At 41.9% G+C, this 1,822-nt stretch carries 1 protein-coding gene; it reads right to left on the bottom strand.

All coding sequences use genetic code 11. From position 1 onward, the window contains the following. Positions 1-37 precede the first annotated feature (37 nt). On the bottom strand, positions 38-1,162 hold the full coding sequence (locus IEW15_RS25300; RefSeq protein ID WP_229708849.1) for a hemagglutinin: 1,125 nt from the start codon (positions 1,160-1,162) through the stop codon (positions 38-40). Positions 1,163-1,822: the final 660 nt, after the last annotated feature.

Genomic DNA, 1,822 nt, shown 5'->3' with positions numbered 1-1,822 from the left:
AACGCGTGATCAGTAGAAACAAGGGTGTTTTTGCTAATTATATACAAATGTTGCATCTGCAAGACCCATTAGACATGGCCCAGAACAATAAGGCAGCAAACCCCATTGCAAACACAAGAGATGAGGCGACAGTCGAATAAATGGTGAGGATTTTGTAAGTTTCTTCAGATTCCAGCTTGACCCCCTCTATTCTCTGTCTTTCTAATTTTGATTCCTCTTGATACTTCCTTCTGTTGTAGGTCCCGTTCCGAATTGTCTCCATGCATTGGTCATCACATTTGTGGTATAGCTCGAAACATCCTTTCCCATCTTCCACCGCATTAGAACCCAACGCCCTCTTTACTTTATTATATAGATTGTTTACATTTGCGTCATGCTCATCGAGTGTTTTCTGGTTTTCAAGCAGAACTAGCAATTCTGCATTATATGCCCATATATCCTGGATTTGATCATCAATCTTATTATTAATCATGTTAAGTCTAGTTTCTACCTCACTGAATTCATGATCAATGATTTCATACTGCTTGTTCATTTTGTCGACTATATTATTCACTTTGGATGTTATTTTATCAATTGCCTTTTGGGTTGAGTCTCTATCTGCTGCGATGCCAACCCCTTGGTCATTTGAATGCTGGAACCCATACCAACCAGCAACTAGTCCTGACCAACCTCCCTCTATAAACCCTGCTATGGCCCCGAATAGTCCTCTACTAGATTTAGAAGGCACATTCCTCAGACCAACTGCAAGTTTGAGACTCTTTATGCCAATATATTTTGAGCAGTTTCCAAATGCATACTTACTTACATTTTGGAATGGCAGTGTTGTGTTTAAGCCACCTTTTTCTGTCTGACACTGCACTGTGCAGCTACCTCTTTTCAAATCAGTCTTTAGAATTCTTCCGTGGCTCTCTCCTGAAAGAATGTGTCCATACCATGGAGCTATTAGATTCCCATCAGATTTTATTCGCAGTGTTTGACCAGGTTTCAATACAGACCAGTAATAATTGATTCTTCCCATCAGACCGTTGACAAGAGGCCTTGGTCCTATTAATGGTTTGAAAATCCTATTTATTTCTTCTGTTGCCACACTTGTTGTTGTGTCGGTTCTTGTGTACAGCCCTCTCTGCGTATCATCGGTGGGTGGGTGATTTATACCCCACATGAAAAGAATGTTCTTCCCTTGATTATTTGTGTATTGGGCGTCTTGGGTAGGGTACTCGCCGTTCTTTCGAGTCAACCATCTCATGCTTTTGTAGAATGAACCTGAGCATGCTGTGCTTGTTCCATCGTAAGAAACATTCCAGATTGTGTCTGGGAAGATCTGGATTCTTTGATAAGACCTAGCAGAACTAAAAAGTGACCTTAGCTCTTCTAGATCTTCTACGTTCCCGGGGTAACANTAGCAGAACTAAAAAGTGACCTTAGCTCTTCTAGATCTTCTACGTTCCCGGGGTAACACAATCCGTGAACGGCTGATGGTCTCTCGACGATATAGGACCATTCTCTTCCTTCCAGCGATAGATCACAAGAAGGATTGCCATAGATTAGCCCTTCGATGGTGCAGGTGTCCAAAATAAGAGGTTGTCCCAAGCTTGTTGCACACAGCATCCCATTATGCTCTGTGTGGAGCAGTTCTTTGGCATGTGTCACAGGGACATTGTTTTCTGTTAGTGTGTCCACAGTTTCTGTGGAGTTTGTTGATTGATAGCCGATGCAGATTTTATCTGCATTGCTTACTGTTGCTACCAGTAGTATAGTTATTAGTGATACTGTCTCCATCTTGAGTGGTTGTGAAATTCCCCTGCTTTTGCTGATCACGCGT

Origin of the sequence: Tistrella bauzanensis, from assembly GCF_014636235.1 — a bacterium.
Classification (GTDB): Bacteria; Pseudomonadota; Alphaproteobacteria; order Tistrellales; family Tistrellaceae; genus Tistrella; species Tistrella bauzanensis.
Note: the sequence above shows the minus strand (reverse complement) of the source record. Positions and strands in the feature narration are given on the sequence as shown.

What these genes read in the sequence shown, in the direction of transcription:
- IEW15_RS25300 (WP_229708849.1), bottom strand. Translation starts at nt 1,162, where the DNA reads ATGTGGGGTATAAATCACCCACCCACCGATGATACGCAGAGAGGGCTG.